The organism is Pseudoalteromonas sp. JSTW (genome assembly GCF_013423925.1).
GTDB classification, from domain to species: Bacteria; Pseudomonadota; Gammaproteobacteria; order Enterobacterales; family Alteromonadaceae; genus Pseudoalteromonas; species Pseudoalteromonas lipolytica.
In genome coordinates, this window is record NZ_CP058972.1 from 2955726 (window position 1) to 2971819 (window position 16094).

Below are 16094 nucleotides of genomic sequence, written 5' to 3' on the forward strand. Positions count from 1 at the left end.
ACCAAAGAGCATTAAGGTCATTAAATGAGCAAAACCTGGGGCATAATGATGCTAAGCGTACTTAGCGCACCATCGTTCGCCGAAACTGAACTGGCACACAACTTTTGTGGCACTTCAATGCAAACCAGAGCTTGGCAACCGCTCCCTGGCCTTGAACTTAATATGATCGATATCAAATCCGATGATATTGAACTATTGGGTACCCAAAGCGCAGAATTTACCGGTAATGTAGATATTAACACCCTAACGATGAATTTGTCCGCACAAAGTGCACTGATTGACAAACAACGTGGTCTACTTAATGCAACCGGCCCTATCGTTTATCGCGATAAAGTTAGCCAAATTAATAGCTCTGGGCTCAACGCAGATTTAAATAACTCTGAATTAAGCCTACTTGGCGCTGACTATAAGCTCACCGACCAGCTCGGTCATGGTGGCGCAGAAAAACTGACAGTCAATGAGTCTGGCCTAAACCTCATGAACGCAAGCTTTACTACCTGTCCGGGCGAAACACCGGTATGGGCAATTGAAGCAGATGAAATTGATTTATCGAGTGAAGATGGCTGGGGTGAAACTCACAATACCGTATTACGCGTATTCGATACGCCCGTGTTGTATATCCCTTATTTCACTTTTCCATTAGATGACCGCCGTAAGTCAGGATTATTAACACCTAATTTCTCAAGCTCTGGTCGCTACGGTCTTGAAACTATCACGCCGTATTATTGGAATATAGCGCCAAATTACGACGCAACAATTACGCCACGCTATATGTCTAAGCGTGGCTTACAAATGATTGGTGAGTTTCGTTATTTAACAGAGCAAAATAACGGTTTAATCGCTGTAGAGTACCTTGATAAAGACGACGAAGAGCCAAGTGTTGACTCGCGCTATTTATTTCACTGGCAACAGCAAAGTTATTTTGGTGAGAACTGGCGCGGCAACATTGATATTACCAATGTGAGTGATGATAACTACTTAACCGATTTAAATTCGAATTATGCCACTCGCACAGATACCCAGTTATATCGTACAGGCTCACTAACGCATTTAGGTGATACGTGGCGTACCGACATCAAACTTCAAAGCTTTGAAGTGCTCGGTGATCACCGTGAATCTTATGCAGCATTACCACAAATTAGTTTTTCACAAACTAACCCATACGACTTTTATGGTGTCGATTTAACACTCGACGGTGAACTTAGCTACTTTACCAATAACAATGCAGTGATTGATGAAGCAAGCCGCCTTCACATTGAACCAAAAGCCAGTTTGGGGTATCAAGAGTATGCGTGGTCTTTTTTATCTGAAGTAAGCCTATTACACACCACTTATAATCAACACGGTGATCTAACGGGCACTGACTTTGAAGAAAAAGTCACACGTACACTGCCAAAAGTACGTTTATACAGCCAACTAAACTTTGAACGTGAAACCGCTTTTTTCTTCAAAGAAGGCATTCAAACGTTAGAACCTCAAATTCAGTATTTGTATACACCCAATAAAGACCAGTCGAATATTGGCCTTTACGATACCACCAAGTTACAAGATGACTTTTTTGGTTTATTTAGAGATCGTCGCTTTTCGAGCATCGACCGCATAGCAACCGCAAACCAATTTACTTTAGGTGCAACAACGCGCTTATTTAGCAGCGACAATGAAGAAGTGTTTAATTTCAGTGCTGGGCAAATCTTTTATTTAAGCGATGATGCCAAACCGACTTCGCAAGGGATTCAGTCTGATACAAACTACAATGCCTTGTTTGCCGCGCAAACCATGTTACATTGGCACCGTCGCTGGTATTTATCTGGGGGGATTCAATATGACACCGATGGTAAAGAAATAATCCAGTCAAATATCACTTTAGATTACAAAGGTGACGATAAACAGCTCGTACAATTGAACCATCGCTATGCAAATGATGTCTCAGGCAATACAATCGAGCAAGTTGGTCTATTTACCAGCATTCCGCTAACACATGATTGGCAGTTTGTTGGCAGCTATCACCGCGATTTAGAAAGTGGTCGTAGCATTGAGGTTTTCAGCGGCCTGCAGTATGAATCGTGCTGCTGGGCGTTTCAAATCACTGGCCGTCGTCAAATCGAAACCGATTTGAATCAAGCGATTGGCCAAGAGCAAGCCACTTTTGATACCAGTATTGGCTTCAATATCGTGTTAAAAGGACTTGGTAGTAAAAGCCGTTATGATGCACAAAAATTATTACAACAAGGTATTTTTGGCTATCGTAGACCGTATTTTCTTAATAACTAGTACCGCAGTACTATTAGCAAGAGTATTAGAAAAAGTATGAATTTAAAAAAATTATTTGCATCAGCATTATTAACAGTTGGCTTATGCCAAAGCGTTTTCGCAAAACCTGTCGAAATAGACAAAGTCGTCGGCATCGTTAACCAAGGTGTTATCTTACAAAGCGAAGTCGACACAATTATTAATCGCGTAAAAGCACAAGCAGCCGAGCAAGGCCAAGAGCTCCCATCGGATGATACGTTGCGCATTCAAGCGATTGAACGACTTGTAAGCCAAACTCTTATGATGCAACTTGCAGAGCGTATGGGCCTTGAGATTTCGGATTCACAGCTTGACCAAACGCTAGAAAACATGGCTCGCGAGCAAGGTGGCACGATTGCTGATTTGCGTCGCACGATTGAAGCGGCTGGTGAAAGTTTTCCCGCTTACCGCGAAGAAATACGTAAAGAGATCACCACCCAGCAAGTTACACGTGCTAACGTCGATCGCCGTATTTACATCAGCCCACAAGAAATTGATAACCTTTTAAAAATAATGGAAACACAAGGTAAAAATGCCGAAGAGTACAATATCGGCCACATCTTGATTGATATTCCAAGTGATGCAACACCCGATGAAATTGCCAGCGCTAAAACACGTGCTGACAAAGTCATTGAATTTTTAAAAGAAGGTAAAGAGTTCAAGCGCATTGCGATTTCATCATCAAGTGGCTCAAAAGCGCTTGAAGGTGGTCAGTTAGGCTGGATGGGTATTAATGAAATGCCTTCACTCTTTGCAGAGGCTGTAAAAGGTCAGAAAAAAGACGATATCGTTGGTCCGCTTCGCTCAGGCGCAGGTTTCCACATTATTAAAGTACAAGATGTACGTGGTCGCCAAGTAGTTGAAACCACAGAAGTTCGCTCTCGTCACATCCTTATTAAACCGTCTATCATTTTAAGCGAAGAAAAAGCGCGCGAGATGCTTAAAGGCTTTGCGAAAGACTTGCGTGAAGGTAACGCCGACTTTGCTGAACTTGCAAAAGAGTACTCTGAAGATCCAGGTTCTGCGCTAAAAGGCGGCGAATACGATTGGACAGACCCAAGCACCTATGTGCCTGAGTTCAAAAATACCTTGTTGTCACTTGATAAAAACGAGATCAGTGAGCCATTTAGAACGCAATTTGGCTGGCATATTGTGCAGTTGCTTGATAAACGCGTCGCAGATAAGACTGAACTTGCTAAACGTAACCGTGCGCATCAACTGCTGTTTAATCGTAAGTTTAAAGAAGAAAGCTTCAACTGGCAGCAAGAAATGCGTGAGCAAGCTCATGTTGATATCTTCCCTGTAGAATAATCATTATGACAATAAGAGTAGCAATCACCCCAGGTGAACCCGCAGGTATAGGCCCTGATTTATTAATTAAGTTAGCGCAACACGCGTGGGATGCCCAACTTGTCGTAATTGCTGATGGTGCGTTATTAAAACAACGCGCCAAACAGCTTGGTTTAAACATCGACCTGATCAAATTTGATGAAGACCAAGCTCCAGCAATTGCACCGGCAGGCAGTGTCTATTTGCATCAGGTTGACCTAGCTGAAGAAGTTGAAGTGGGTGTCTTAAATGATGCAAACGGTCAATATGTGTTAGATACGCTTCGTATCGCCAGTGAAAAAAATATGGATGGCACCTTTGCGGCAGTAGTCACAGGCCCAGTGCACAAAGGCATTATCAACAAAGCGGGTATTTCGTTTAGCGGTCATACCGAGTACTTTGCGCAGCAATCTAATACAGCAGATGTAGTGATGCTGCTTGCAACCGAGGGATTACGTGTTGCCCTTGTCACTACACATATTCCATTAGCTTATGTGTCACGTGCTATCACCGTTGAGCGCCTAAGCAAGGTGGCAACGATTTTAAACCACGATCTACAGACTAAATTTGGTATCGAAAAACCACGTATTTTGGTCTGTGGTTTAAACCCACATGCAGGTGAAGATGGTCATCTAGGCCGCGAAGAAATAGATACGATAGCCCCCACCCTCGAATTATTAAATAATCAGGGTATGAATTTAATTGGTCCGCTGCCCGCTGATACATTATTTCAAGATAAATACCTGTCACAGGCCGACGCCGTGCTTGCTATGTATCACGATCAGGGATTACCTGTGCTAAAATACAAAGGTTTCGGCAACTCGGTGAACATCACCCTTGGCTTGCCATTTATTCGCACATCAGTGGATCACGGTACGGCGCTTGATTTAGCCGGTACAGGAACCGCCGATGTGGGTAGTTTTGAATTAGCGATCCGCGAAGCAATTAAGCTCGCCCATGAAAAAGCACAAAATTAATGACTGATAAAGTACATTTAGGACACCGCGCCAGAAAGCGTTTTGGCCAAAACTTTTTAAATGATGACATGATCATCGATAAAATTGTGACGGCTATCGATCCTAAACCCGAAGACAATTTAGTAGAAATCGGCCCTGGTCTTGGTGCTATCACCGAACCCGTTGCAGACTTAAGTGGCCATCTAACTGTTGTTGAGCTAGATAAAGACTTAGCAGAGCGTTTAGTAAGCCATCCTTTTTTAGGGCCAAAACTAACAGTGCATCAAGGTGATGCAATGAAGTTTGATTTTAGCACCCTGATTAAAGAAGACGAAAAACTAAAGATTTTTGGTAACTTGCCATACAATGTTTCGACTCCTCTGCTGTTTCATTTATTTGAATTTGCTGACAACGTTGAGCATATGCACTTTATGCTTCAAAAAGAGGTTGTTAAGCGCATGGTAGCAAGCCCTGGTAGCAAAGCTTTTGGCCGCTTAACTGTCATGACACAGTATTACTGCCATGCAATGCCAGTGATTGATGTGCCCCCAGAGTGCTTTAAACCTGCACCTAAAGTTGATTCAGCGGTCATTCGTTTGATCCCTAAGAAGCCTGAGCAACGTACAGCTAAAAGTACCAAGCTTTTAAACACTGTGTGCTTAGAAGCGTTTAACCAACGTCGTAAAACACTGCGCAACAGTTTATCAAACCTACTGACTGCTGAAGAACTTACAGGCATTGGTATTGATATTACACTTCGTGCAGAAAGTCTGTCTTTACAACAATTTATTGATATAGCTAATTGGATTTATGACAACAAGCAGTAATTTAGGTTCGCCAATTAAGGTCTCTGTTGAGACCTTCTACGTTGAAGGTCAATCGGAGCCTGAACAAGATAAATACGTTTTTGCTTACTCTATCACGATTAAAAATCATAGTTTGTGCAGTGCTAAGCTATTAAGTCGCTACTGGTTAATTACCGATGCCAATGGCAAGGAAGTCGAAGTTCAAGGCGAAGGTGTCGTTGGTGAAACCCCCACTATTGCCCCAGGTGAAAGTTATAAATACACCAGCGGCGCAGTGCTCGACACCCCTGTAGGGACAATGCAAGGTTATTACACCATGCGTAACGAATTCGGCACTGAATTTGAAGCCCCGATAGACGTGTTTCGTCTAGCACGCCCTAACATACTGCATTAAGTATCGATGGCTGACTACGCGATAGGGGATTTGCAAGGGTGCTACAGTGAATTTGACGCACTACTCAAGCGCGTTAATTTTAATCCTAGCAAAGACCACCTATACCTAGTTGGTGACATAGTTGCTCGAGGCCCAGATTCCCTTGGGTGCCTTGAGCGACTCTATGCAATGCAAGGCAGTGTCAGCATTACGCTTGGCAATCATGACCTGCACATGATCGCGTGTTATCATTTAAATAAACCACACAACCCAAAAGATAAGCTCAGTGCTGTTTTTAGCAGCTCTAAACTCACTGACTATATTCAATTTTTACAGCAACAACCACTTGCTCTATGGCTTGAAAAATATGACATGTTCATAAGTCATGCCGGTTTAAACCCCAATTGGTCGATTAAGAAAGCATTGAAACGCGCTCGCTTTGCAAAGAATTGCTATCAAGGTGCTGATGCTCGACATTTTTTTAGCCATATGTACGATACTCATCCGCCTAAATGGCAGTCAACACTCAGTAATGAAGCTAAGTTTCGCTACATTGTAAATTACTTCACACGCATGCGTTTTGTAGACAAAGAGGCCCATTTAGACCTCACAAACAAAACCAGTACCAGTGCAAATAGCTCAACAATACCGTGGTTTGAACACCCGAATATAACGCAATTAACGCAGCAGATTGTTTTTGGTCACTGGGCGGCAATTGAAGGAAAAACCCAACGAGCAAATATACATGGCCTTGATACAGGCTGTGTGTGGGGAGGAGAAATGACTCTCATGGAACTCAGTAAAAAAGAGCGTTTTGTCGAAAGTTCTCACTCTTTTATCTAAATTAACTGAAAAATAACTGAACATCTGTTAGATTTATATCAATTAAAGTAAATTTAAATAAAAGCCAATTTAATTTAAATACTTAACTTATCAGCAACCCTGCCGATAAATACTGATTAGTACTATTAGTGGAATTACATATGAACTTGACCGTTAGACAGCGTATTTGGGGCGGCTTTATTGTCATTACCCTACTCTTGCTATTTATTGGTGGTAACTCATTGATCAGAATTACCAATATTGATCAATCTACACAGCGAGTTAATCAGCTGTCACTCCCTGCTCTCGATAAAAGCTATGAGCTACAGGTCGAATTCATCTTAATGAGTAAATCCGCACAAGCGAGCTTTTACACAGCATCACAAGATGAGCTAGCAGCGACACGTAGCAGCTTTAATGAACAGAAAAAACGTTATGATAATTCTTATCAAGATTTACAAAACGTGGTTAGTGATGACCCAAAACTAAAACAAAGTAGTCAACAAGTAGAACAAACCTATAAACGTTTTGCTAAATCGGTTGATAACCTGTTTAAAGATAAAAAAACGCAGCTTGAACTTAACAAAACTCTCAGTACTCAACTTGAAAGTATTGAGCTTAGCGCTGAAGATGCAAACTCTGTGGTACTCGATATTATTGATATTGATGGCTTAGAAGAGAATCACTCACGTGCTTATCAAGCGGCAAATAACTTAGAAAATCATTTTCAATCATTAGTGACTAACAGCACTGATATGCTCACAGTGAAAACACTGAATACGCTAGAAATCATTAAAAAAGAGCAAATATATTACCTTGAAGAAATTGAGCGCAGCTTAAGCTTAATTCGCCCCGCTGTTATTGAGTCGAATGCAAGCCTATACAATGATTTAAACGGCTACTTTGAAACACTTGCCAACAATGTAAAAGGTTCAAATAGTTTATCGGCCAACAAAAAACGTTTAATTGATGCCATTGCTCAAACTGAAGCGGAGCTTGCTAATGCCGAAAACTCGACAACAGAAGCATTAACACAACTGCGTGAACTCGTTGATCATGCCACAGTGCTTGCCTTTGATTTACAGCAAGACGTCAGTGGTAACGTAACAACGGCTACGCTTTGGACTTGGGTCGCTATGATTATTGCAACGCTCATTGCAATCGTTGTTGCAGCCATGACTGTAAACCGTATCACTAAGCCACTTTCTGAAGTAAACCGTATTCTAGATATCGTTGCCAGTGGTGATATGACACAACGTTTAGATGACACTGCAAAAGATGAATTTGGTGAGCTTTCACGTAGCTGTAATACATTAATAGAAAGCTTACGTACGCTAATCCAAGGTATTATTTCTCGTTCTACGCAACTTGCCGCTGCGTCTGAGGAAACATCGGCGATTACCGAAGAGTCAAGCCAAGCCATTCGTAACCAGCAAGCACAAGTAGAACAAGCAGCAACGGCGACGACAGAAATGAGCAGTACCTCTCAAGCGGTTAGCAGCAGTGCTCAACAAGCGCTGAGTGAAATTAAAAACGCAGATAAAGAAGCCGAGCGTGTTAAGGGTATCTCATCGCAAAACAAAGCGACGATTGAACAGCTTGCTCGTGAAGTCGATGACGCGTCTCAAGTCATTAATAAGCTGCATAAAGACAGTGCATCAATTGGCGGTATCTTAGATGTGATACGTGGCATTGCAGAGCAAACAAACCTTCTTGCACTTAATGCCGCTATTGAGGCAGCACGCGCAGGTGAACAAGGCCGTGGCTTTGCTGTTGTCGCAGACGAAGTACGCTCTCTTGCGAGCAAAACTCAAGAGTCTACGCAGGAAATCCAAGCCATGATTGAATCACTGCAAATTGGTGCTGAAGCCGCTGTTGCCGCAATGTCTAAAGGTAAGCAACAAGCTGAATCATGTGTTGAGCAATCAGACCAAGCCAACACTGCACTTGACTCAATCACCGCAGCTGTTGCCCAAGCACATAACGTAAGTGAAGAAATATCGACAGCTGCGCACGAACAACAACAAGTCTCGCAAGAGATCAGCGAGCGCTTAGAGTCAATCGTTGCTATTGCTGAACAAACAGCTGAAGGGGCTAACCAGACGAACATTTCAAGCTCAGAAGTCGCTAAATTAGCTGAAGAGTTACGACTGTCGGTGGATGCCTTTAAAGTTTAAATAGCCTTCGCTATACCTAAATAGAAAAACCGTGTTTAGCATCGCAAACACGGTTTTTTTATTCCCCATCAGCTCATTCAATGATCCCCATTCATACCACTGCGCTTAATTAAAAGGTCTATTTTGAGGCAATAAAACCGCGTTGATAACAAGGCAAAAATTTAGTTATTTAGTTGTTCTCGGCAATTGCTCCTGCATTACTCTCCCTCCGGCATCCATGCAGTCGTAAATCAGACATTTTTAACGCAGCTAGCGACTGGTGTAATCACTCAAAATGAGTAAGAATTATTGCAGATAGGTATTAGTATGATTTTGAATTGGTATTATTCACAGACATAAAAAAACCGCAACGAGTGCGGTTTTTATAAATCTGTTTGGCTTTACTATTAAAGACCTGCGCGCTCTTTAATAGCAGCAACAACTGGCGAGCCACCAAAGCCATTGGCTTCAGCCCATGCGATGTCTGCACCGTCTTCAAATGAAGAAGATGGTAAACGCTTAACAATATACTCACCCGTATCGTTTGCACCACTCACAATTGCATGACGAAGCATGTTGTTGTCATTGCACTTAAAAGCGTCGATGATATTACGGATCTTTACGCGTGAACTTTTTAGTTTATCACGTAAACGATTCTTATCATCTGCAGCAATGTACTCACAAAGTGAAAGCGCCAACTGTTGATCGTCGGCTTTAACAGGTGCTGTGTACGCAACTGAAGCCGTAACAACTGCTGCGGCTAATAACATATTTGGTAACTTCATCATATTTTGCCCTTATGTAATACTTTTAGCTTACCAAGCTTGACTATTATTGTACCAATCAAACCATTTTATCGCAATATTGTTAAGGTTTTTTATACAAAGTAACAAAAGTATACGGGTGTGGATTGTTGTTATCTGGCAGTTTCTCTTCCTGCTCGACAACTGTCCAGTTAGCAACACTTTCGTAATCTGGGAACTGCGTATCTCCCTCTACATCAAGATCAATGAAGGTTAAATAAAGTCGCTCTGCGTGAGGAAGAAACTGCTGATAAATATTTCCTCCACCGATGATCATCACTTCATCTGCCTCTTTTACTAGGGCTAGCGCCGCATCTGGCGACGTTACAACCTCAATCCCTTCCGCTTTATAATCAGCATTACGGCTAATAATTATGTTTTGACGCCCTGGTAATGGTCGACCTATAGACTCAAAGGTTTTACGTCCCATAATCACAGGTTTAGCCATAGTAACCTGTTTAAAGTGCTGTAAGTCGGCAGGCAAATGCCAAGGCATTTGATTGTCTTGACCAATAATACGATTATTTGCCATTGCAGCAATCATTGAAATTTTCACACTACACCTTTAATACTTTTTTCTTATTAATAAAAAAGGAGCGCGAGGCTCCTTTTCCGTTTTAAACTTTAACGTTGGTAGATAACTTCAACATCGTAGTCATCATCGTCCCAATCATCCCAATCGTCGTCGTCATCTTTCGACGTTGCTTTTTGATGGTATGTATCCCATTTAAATTCAACTTCTTCTTTCTCTTCTTCAGCGAATTTCTCTTTCGGCATACTATCAAGCAACGCCATGATATCGTGGCAAAGTGCTTGGGTATTTTGCTTGTTTGCGGCAGAAATTCGGTAAACATTGGTTTCTTCACCCAGCTCTTCAGCTATTTGTTGGCAAAGTGCTTCAGCTTCGTCTTCTGGCAGCAAATCTATTTTATTAAACACTAACCAACGCGGTTTATCAGCAAGTTTAGGGCTGTACTGATGAAGCTCATTAACAATCGCAAACGCATTGTCCACTGGGTTAGTGCCATCGACAGGCATAATATCGATGATATGTAACAGCACACGACAACGCTCTAAGTGTTTTAAGAAGCGAATACCAAGACCCGCTCCATCAGAGGCACCTTCGATTAATCCTGGAATATCGGCTATGACAAATGACTTATTAGCATCAGGACGCACAACCCCTAAATTAGGAATAAGCGTTGTAAATGGATAGTCAGCAACTTTAGGTTTAGCCGCAGATACACTGCGAATAAATGTTGATTTGCCAGCATTAGGTAACCCCAGTAAGCCAACATCAGCAAGCAACATCAGTTCTAAACGTAAATTTCTTACTTCGCCAGGCGTACCTAATGTTTTTTGGCGCGGAGCACGGTTCGTACTTGATTTAAAGCGTGCATTCCCCAAGCCATGGAAGCCCCCTTTTGCAACAACCAGTTTCTGGCCATGCATCGTTAAATCACCTAATGACTCTTCAGTATCAACATCTGTAATACGGGTTCCAACAGGTACTTTAAGGACTAAATCATTGCCCTTCTTACCGGTCATATTGCGACCGTGACCATTGGTGCCACGCTCTGCTTTATGAAAACGCTCAAACTGATAATCAATTAAGGTATTTAAGTTTTCATCGGCCTGTAGATAGACACTGCCACCATCGCCGCCATCGCCGCCATCAGGACCGCCATCCGGCACATATTTTTCACGTCGGAAAGATACGACACCGCTGCCGCCATCACCCGCGTCACAACGAATTTCCACTTCATCTACAAACTTCATGATTACTCACTTTAAGATTGGCTTGTTAATAACTGTATTATACACCTAATTATATAGCTAAGCATCTTCGTACAGTGCCGAAGATGCTTAGCTATATAATCGAGTGCCTTAAAACAAAAAACCCCGCAAAGGCGGGGTTTTTCAAATATCGAGATGATTACTCAGCTACGATATTTACGTATTTACGGTTTAAAGGACCTTTCTGTTCGAATTGAACTTTACCATCTGCTTTTGCGAAGATAGTGTGGTCTTTACCGATACCTACGTTTGCACCAGCGTGGAACTTAGTACCACGTTGACGAACAATGATGCTACCCGCTAGAACTGACTCGCCACCAAAACGCTTAACACCTAGGCGTTTGCTTTCTGAATCGCGACCGTTACGAGTACTACCAGCTGCTTTTTTATGTGCCATTTCTAAGTACCTCTAATTAAGCGCTAATGCCAGTGATTTTAACTTCAGTGAACCATTGACGATGGCCCATTTGCTTACGAGAATGCTTACGACGTCTAAATTTAACAATCTTCACTTTCTCACCGCGACCGTGTGAAACAACCTCAGCTGTCACTTTACCACCGTTTACGAACGGTACACCGATCTCGATTTTCTCACCATCAGCAACTAAAAGTACTGAATCAAATTCAACTGCTGCACCAGTTTCAACGTCTAATTTCTCAAGACGAATTGTTTGACCTTCAGTCACACGGTGCTGTTTACCACCACTTTGGAAAACCGCGTACATAATTAACTCCGTCTGTGCGCCCTCAAATCGACGCAACTAAAATATTCTTCAATAGGGCGCGAAGTTTACGCTAATGCGCAAAAACTAGCAAGCCTCTTTTTAGATAAAATGAATAAAAAATAGCTGCATTAAGGGCAATTCAATATTTTCCCTTATTTTATCCTAAAAACACCGCTTGCCAAGCGGTTTTTGCGATCTTGTGACAATTAAATGACCGAGGCAAATATAGCTAATAAATCAGTCTAGAATGTTCACTTATTAAACAAGCAGATAAAATTAAGTCGCTATAATTGAGCCGAAAACAGAAACTTTAACGTGTTTTTTTATTGAATCATCACAAAATATCGAGCAAGCGCAATTTTTGATGTACAATCAGCCTCGTATACCCATAAAAATTGGCTCGGAGATCAATGGATATAAAAGCTATCCAGGCGTTAATCGAAAATGAAATGGATGACGTCAATCAACTTATACATGCCCAAATGCGCTCAGATGTCGCGTTGGTTAATCAACTTGGTTTATACATAGTTAACAGTGGTGGCAAGCGTGTTCGCCCCATGTTAGCTATTTTAGCAGCTAAAGCTTTAGGCTATGAGGGTAAAGATCACATTACCCTAGCAACCATCATTGAGTTTATTCACACAGCAACTTTGCTGCATGATGACGTGGTTGATGAGTCTAATTTGCGTCGAGGTACACCTACCGCAAACGCAGAGTTTGGCAATGCAGCCAGTGTGCTCGTGGGTGATTTTATTTACACTCGCTCATTCCAGCTTATGGTTGGGCTTGGCAAAATGCCGATCATGCAAATTTTAGCTGATGCGACCAATGTCATTGCTGAAGGTGAAGTGTTGCAGCTTATGAACTGTAATGACCCTAACACCACCGAACAAAGCTATATGCAGGTTATTTACAGCAAAACCGCCAAGCTTTTCGAAGCCGCAACGGGTCTTGCCGCTATCATTACCGAGCAAGACGAAAAAGTCCTCGACGCATTAAACCTATACGGCATGCATTTAGGAACTGCTTTTCAACTAGTAGATGATGTACTTGATTACAATGCTGATGCACAGCAACTTGGCAAAAATATTGGTGATGACTTAGCTGAAGGTAAACCAACTTTACCGCTTATTTACGCGATACAAAAAGGCACACCAGCGCAAGTAAAACTAGTTCGTGAAGCCATTGAGCTAGGCAATGGTATGGATCACTTAGACAGCATTCTAGCGACGCTCGCTGATACCAAAGCCCTTGAGTTTACAATGCAAAAAGCAGAGCAAGAAGCTGATAAAGCCATTGCATGCATTGCTTTTTTACCCGACACGCCATACAAACAAGCATTAGAAAGCTTAGCGCGGATTGCGGTCGCCCGCGATCATTAAGCGATACTTTATTCGAGCCATTAAAAAAGCCTGCAATTGCAGGCTTTTTTGTTTTAAGCGCTTCAACATGCATGTGAAGCGCTTAGCATCAATCGAGATTAACCGTTGATGAAATCAACACCTTCTTGGATGTCTTTGTTAAGTGTCGCTAGCATGTCGTTCTTAGCTTGCTCTTCGAATGCACTTAACTCACCGTAAGAAAGAATTTCTTCAACACCGTTCTTACCTAAACGTACTGGGTGTGCGAAGTAAGCAGCATCACCATTTTCAACAGCAACGTATGCGTAATCTACCACGTCTTCACCTTGTAAGCCTTTCACTAAAGACATACAAAAACGAGCCGCTGCGGCACCCATTGAAAGTGTTGCTGAACCGCCACCAGCTTTAGCGTTAACAACTTCAGTACCTGCATTTTGGATACGTGGAGTAAGTGCTGCAACTTCTTCATCAGTGAAAGTAACGCCTTCAACTTGTGAAAGAAGTGGCAGAATGGTTGTACCAGAGTGACCACCAATAACAGGGACTTTAACGTCAGTTGCGCTTAAGCCTTTAAGCTCAGCTACAAACGCTTCAGAACGGATCACGTCAAGAGTCGTAATACCGAATACACGGTTAGCATCGTAAGTACCCGCTTTTTTGAATACTTCAGCAACGATTGGCACAGTGCCATTTACTGGGTTAGTGATGATACCTACTAACGCTTTAGGGCAGTTTTTAACGATGCCTTCAGCTAATGTTTTGATGATACCTGCGTTTACGTTGAAAAGGTCCGCACGGTCCATGCCCGGCTTACGTGGCATACCCGCTGGAATAAGAACGATATCACAACCTACTAATGCAGCGTCCAAGCTGTCTGCACCAAAGCCTTCAACTTTAACGTCAGTTGGGATGTGAGAAAGATCAACCGCTACACCAGGAACAACAGGGGCAACATCGTATAACGATAATTCAGAACCTGCAGGTAAACTTGTTTTTAATAATAAAGACAATGCTTGGCCGATACCGCCAGCTGCGCCTAAAACAGCAACTTTCATTGGAATTCTCCGTAATTTGAGGTAGGAAATATTTGTGGCCCTAAAGATAATGAAATTAGCGACTAAAAACAAATTTATCCTGCTTATTTCGCGTATAATTTCGACCATAGTTGTAAACTTAGCTGTAACGTGACGGTATTTGGACGACAAATGCAAACAAATACTGCATAACTATGCAGAATTGTGTAGAATTACTTCATATTTGATGAATAAAAGAAACGACAACATGCAACCACAAGACAAACAAGAAGCACTGATCAAAGCGTTTAAATCGTTATTAAAAGAAGAAAACTTTGGCTCACAAGGTGAGATTGTCGAAGCATTAAAAGACCAAGGCTTTGATAATATTAGCCAAAGTAAAGTCTCACGCATGTTGAGTAAATTTGGCGCTGTACGCACACGCAATGCAAAACAAGAAATGGTGTATTGTTTACCTGCCGAAATGGGTGTGCCAACCGCAAAGAGCCCTCTTCGTCAGCTTGTTATCGACATCATGCACAACGAAATGATGATTATTATTCGTACCAGCCCAGGGGCTGCACAGCTGATTGCCCGATTACTTGATTCATTAGGTAAGGCAGACGGTGTACTGGGTACAATTGCAGGCGACGACACTATTTTTATCGCCCCTGCAAAAATTTCTGAAATCGATGTCACGCTAGACCGCGTTAGAACATTATTCGATACAGTTTAACGTTAAAGCTGCTTTAAAAAGTTTACTGACGGGGCGAAAAATGCAGACCCCATGTCGGCTTGTGTAAAATCGAGCCAATGGTCATAACATTCGCCCTGCCCTAATCGGCTTTTGAGTACCTGTTCAAACGCATCACCTTGCGCTGCACACGACACCATTAAAATGCCCTGTTTATGAACGTCACCAAACGGCATGCTTTGATTGAGTATGAGAGGCTGACCCTTTTCATCTTTTAATTCACTTCGTACTGCATGACTCGTTTCAACAGCTGGCATTATTAACGTGTTATCAAGACGTGTACGCCCCATGATTTGCTCTTGCTCAGATAATGACAAATGTTGCCACACGCTTAGGTCATGCACAAAACGCTGCACATGAATATAACTTCCCTGATCTTCAAAATGACCCGGCTTATCAATCAGTGCGGTGCTTCGCTTTTGTCGCCCATGCGGAGTGTCTCCCGCATAAATAAAGCCATTAAAATCGCGGCCATCTAAAAAGCGAAAGTTACGAACTTGTTCCACCAGCTCAACATCAGGTGTAAATAATTTAATGATTTGTAGAGCAAAAAGGTGATTTACATCTTCACGATCAGAGCGAATTTGCACAAACAAATCGAATGGCTGCGCACTCATGACGTGCTCACTGTGCGTCACATTTGGAAAGCTTTGTAATTGGCTTGGAATAAACTCTGGCAGTATATGCGGCCAGTACTGCGCACCAAGCGCAACCACACATGACAACATGGCTTCAGAGAATTGGTCTGCAAACTCGTCTTGAATGACGCTTACGCGTTTAAGTTTTTTGCGTAATGACTCATCGTGACCATCATAAACATTAAAAAACAGGTGCAAACCGTGTAAGTTTGCTTCAGCACAAATCCCAGATTGCGCTTGCGCCATAATGAATCCTTAGCTACTCGTTATCA

16 protein-coding genes are annotated in these 16094 nt (G+C 42.2%); 9 read left to right on the plus strand and 7 right to left on the minus strand.

All coding sequences use genetic code 11. From position 1 onward, the window contains the following. The first annotated feature begins 24 nt into the window (after positions 1-24). The 7 genes from lptD (at position 25) to GZH31_RS13385 (ending at position 8752) form a co-directional block, all read left to right on the plus strand. On the plus strand, positions 25-2271 hold the full coding sequence (lptD, locus tag GZH31_RS13355; RefSeq protein WP_065979656.1) for an LPS assembly protein LptD: 2247 nt from the start codon (positions 25-27) through the stop codon (positions 2269-2271). 36 nt (positions 2272-2307) lie between these two features. Continuing rightward, complete coding sequence (gene surA / locus GZH31_RS13360) at positions 2308-3600, plus strand: peptidylprolyl isomerase SurA (protein ID WP_036965983.1); 1293 nt, start codon at positions 2308-2310, stop codon at positions 3598-3600. Positions 3601-3605: 5 nt separating this feature from the next. Further along, positions 3606-4595 carry a 4-hydroxythreonine-4-phosphate dehydrogenase PdxA gene (gene pdxA / locus GZH31_RS13365; RefSeq protein ID WP_065979655.1) on the plus strand — a complete coding sequence of 330 codons (990 nt, stop codon included), beginning with the start codon at positions 3606-3608 and terminating at the stop codon, positions 4593-4595. Beyond that, positions 4595-5401, plus strand: a complete 807-nt coding sequence (rsmA, locus tag GZH31_RS13370; protein ID WP_036965978.1) for a 16S rRNA (adenine(1518)-N(6)/adenine(1519)-N(6))-dimethyltransferase RsmA — start codon at positions 4595-4597, stop codon at positions 5399-5401. Before pdxA ends, rsmA begins: the two co-directional genes overlap by 1 nt. Further along, positions 5385-5774 carry a Co2+/Mg2+ efflux protein ApaG gene (gene apaG / locus GZH31_RS13375; protein WP_036965974.1) on the plus strand — a complete coding sequence of 130 codons (390 nt, stop codon included), beginning with the start codon at positions 5385-5387 and terminating at the stop codon, positions 5772-5774. The genes rsmA and apaG overlap by 17 nt, the downstream gene beginning before the upstream one ends. A 6-nt stretch (positions 5775-5780) precedes the next feature. After that, positions 5781-6596, plus strand: a complete 816-nt coding sequence (locus tag GZH31_RS13380; protein WP_036965970.1) for a symmetrical bis(5'-nucleosyl)-tetraphosphatase — start codon at positions 5781-5783, stop codon at positions 6594-6596. Between the two features lie 140 nt (positions 6597-6736). Beyond that, a complete protein-coding gene (locus GZH31_RS13385) occupies positions 6737-8752 on the plus strand; it encodes a methyl-accepting chemotaxis protein (protein ID WP_036965967.1) in 2016 nt (671 codons plus the stop codon). Positions 8753-9138: 386 nt separating this feature from the next. On the opposite strand, the gene GZH31_RS13390 is transcribed toward GZH31_RS13385, so the two are convergent. The 5 genes from GZH31_RS13390 to rplU form a co-directional block, all read right to left on the minus strand. Next, positions 9139-9519, minus strand: coding sequence for a DUF3718 domain-containing protein (locus GZH31_RS13390; RefSeq protein WP_036965965.1), 381 nt, complete (start codon positions 9517-9519; stop codon positions 9139-9141). Between the two features lie 79 nt (positions 9520-9598). Beyond that, positions 9599-10078, minus strand: coding sequence for a type 3 dihydrofolate reductase (gene folA, locus GZH31_RS13395; RefSeq protein WP_036969051.1), 480 nt, complete (start codon positions 10076-10078; stop codon positions 9599-9601). Positions 10079-10158: 80 nt separating this feature from the next. Next, a complete protein-coding gene (gene cgtA, locus GZH31_RS13400) occupies positions 10159-11313 on the minus strand; it encodes an Obg family GTPase CgtA (RefSeq protein ID WP_036965963.1) in 1155 nt (384 codons plus the stop codon). A gap of 157 nt (positions 11314-11470) precedes the next feature. Then, positions 11471-11728 (minus strand): 50S ribosomal protein L27, encoded by a 258-nt coding sequence (gene rpmA, locus GZH31_RS13405; RefSeq protein WP_036965960.1) that lies wholly within the window; start codon positions 11726-11728, stop codon positions 11471-11473. Positions 11729-11744: 16 nt separating this feature from the next. Beyond that, positions 11745-12056, minus strand: a complete 312-nt coding sequence (gene rplU / locus GZH31_RS13410; RefSeq protein ID WP_036965957.1) for a 50S ribosomal protein L21 — start codon at positions 12054-12056, stop codon at positions 11745-11747. A gap of 410 nt (positions 12057-12466) precedes the next feature. On the opposite strand from rplU, the gene ispB reads away from it, so the two are divergent. Next, positions 12467-13438 (plus strand): octaprenyl diphosphate synthase, encoded by a 972-nt coding sequence (gene ispB, locus GZH31_RS13415; protein ID WP_036965954.1) that lies wholly within the window; start codon positions 12467-12469, stop codon positions 13436-13438. 98 nt (positions 13439-13536) lie between these two features. Here the strand turns inward: ispB and mdh are convergent, their stop codons facing one another. Beyond that, positions 13537-14472, minus strand: coding sequence for a malate dehydrogenase (mdh, locus tag GZH31_RS13420; protein WP_036965950.1), 936 nt, complete (start codon positions 14470-14472; stop codon positions 13537-13539). Positions 14473-14698: 226 nt separating this feature from the next. Between mdh and argR the strand changes: the two genes are divergently transcribed. Further along, positions 14699-15166, plus strand: coding sequence for a transcriptional regulator ArgR (argR, locus tag GZH31_RS13425; protein WP_036965948.1), 468 nt, complete (start codon positions 14699-14701; stop codon positions 15164-15166). A gap of 2 nt (positions 15167-15168) precedes the next feature. Here argR and GZH31_RS13430 read toward each other — a convergent pair whose 3' ends face one another. Then, on the minus strand, positions 15169-16068 hold the full coding sequence (locus GZH31_RS13430) for a Dyp-type peroxidase (protein ID WP_118844615.1): 900 nt from the start codon (positions 16066-16068) through the stop codon (positions 15169-15171). Positions 16069-16094 lie beyond the last annotated feature (26 nt).